2 protein-coding genes are annotated in these 1109 nt (G+C 40.8%); both read right to left on the bottom strand.

Annotated elements, in window-relative coordinates:
- Window positions 1-92: 92 nt before the first annotated feature.
- On the bottom strand, window positions 93-803 hold the full coding sequence (locus tag L2748_RS24025; RefSeq protein WP_248957828.1) for an IS3 family transposase: 711 nt from the start codon (window positions 801-803) through the stop codon (window positions 93-95).
- Complete coding sequence (locus L2748_RS24020) at window positions 740-1039, bottom strand: transposase (protein ID WP_248957827.1); 300 nt, start codon at window positions 1037-1039, stop codon at window positions 740-742. The genes L2748_RS24025 and L2748_RS24020 overlap by 64 nt, the downstream gene beginning before the upstream one ends.
- Window positions 1040-1109 lie beyond the last annotated feature (70 nt).

The raw sequence follows: 1109 nt of genomic DNA, 5'->3' as shown, positions 1-1109 counted from the left end.
GCTTCCTTAAAACTGTTATAGCCATATTTAGGCATCCACTCTGTTTTGAAGCTCCTAAAAAAGCGCTCTATTACTGCGTTATCCCAACAATTTCAACGCCGACTCATACTTTGAGTGATTTGATATTTCCACAGCATTTGTCGATATTGCAGACTGCTGTAATGACAACCTTGGTCAGAGTGAAATATCAGATTTTTAGGACGTCCTCGCTGTTCAAATGCCATTCTTAAAGCTGCACAAGTTAAGTCAGTATTTGGACTATCTGAGCATGCCCAGCCGACTATCTTTCTGGCGTATAAATCCATTACCACAGCTAAATAGAGCCACTTTGTCCCTGACCAAACGTAAGTTACATCGCCACACCAGACCTGGTTTATGGCTTCAACGTTAAACTGTCGCTTTAATAAATTAGGCGCAATTTTAGATTCGTCATTTGCCACCTTATAACGATGTTTTCTGGGCTGGCTACTGATAAGCCCCGCATCTCTCATTAAACTTGCGGCCTTATAACGACCAACATTTTCACCCAGTTGATTAAGTTGACCAGCTATCGTTCTAGCTCCAGCAGAGCCGCGACTATCACTATGTATATCAATCGCTTTTTTGAGCAATAACTCACGCTCTGGTTTTATTAATTCACGGTGTTTTAGGTGGTAATGATAGCTGCTTCTCGGGATTTCAAATAAGTCACAAAGTGGTTTAACACTGTTTTGCTCTCTCGATAACGATTCAATCAACGCTATCGTTTGATGCTGTCTTGCATTAAGAGAGCGGTAGCTTTTTTTAAGATGTCTTTCTCCCATTCAATTTTCTTAATTTGAGCTTCAAGCTCTTGAATGCGCCTTTGCTCTGGAGTCATAGCGTTGGCAGATGGAGTAATACCTTCAAATTCTTGCTTCAGTTGGATAACCCAACGCCTCATTGCTGTTGGGCCTACACCGGTAGCCTGACAGGCTTCACGAATGGTATAGCCTTGATTAATGACAAGGTTAGCTGCATCAATTTTAAATTCTGTTGAATAAGTTGGTTGAGTCTTCATTACTTTTACACCGTTCTATATTAAGGAGAGTTTACCTCATATCGGTGTACAGGTTTATTAAGCCACAATA

The sequence above is a fragment of the Shewanella sairae genome (assembly GCF_023283535.1).
Taxonomy (GTDB): domain Bacteria; phylum Pseudomonadota; class Gammaproteobacteria; order Enterobacterales; family Shewanellaceae; genus Shewanella; species Shewanella sairae.
The sequence above is the reverse complement of the archived record's forward strand: the minus strand, read 5'-3'. Positions and strand labels throughout refer to the sequence as shown.

Excerpts from the sequence above, each read along its gene's own strand:
- L2748_RS24025 (WP_248957828.1), bottom strand. The coding sequence starts at position 803 with ATGGGAGAAAGACATCTTAAAAAAAGCTACCGCTCTCTTAATGCAAGA.
- L2748_RS24020 (WP_248957827.1), bottom strand. The coding sequence starts at position 1,039 with ATGAAGACTCAACCAACTTATTCAACAGAATTTAAAATTGATGCAGCT.